General features: G+C 59.4%; 1 protein-coding gene. It reads left to right on the forward strand.

The window, feature by feature from the left end; genetic code table 11:
• Positions 1–212: MobA/MobL family protein (locus RRF55_RS29220; RefSeq protein WP_439419485.1), on the forward strand; the 212-nt coding region annotated here is incomplete at both ends.

Raw genomic sequence — 212 nt, forward strand, 5'->3', positions numbered from 1 at the left:
GCAGCCGCCTATCGTGGCGCACTCTGTCTCACTGACGCACGCACAGGAATCGTGCACAACTATCAAACGCGTTCGGGCGTGCAGCGCGTCTTCTGCATTAGTCCCATTGGCGCGCCTGACTGGACCGAAGATCCTCAGCAGTTGTGGAGCGCGGTCGAAGCTGCTGAGAAGCGCAAAGACAGCACGGTGGCTCGCGAGTTTGAAATGGCACT

The sequence above is a fragment of the Klebsiella sp. K47 genome, assembly GCF_051858335.1.
Taxonomy (GTDB): Bacteria; Pseudomonadota; Gammaproteobacteria; order Enterobacterales; family Enterobacteriaceae; genus Klebsiella; species Klebsiella pneumoniae.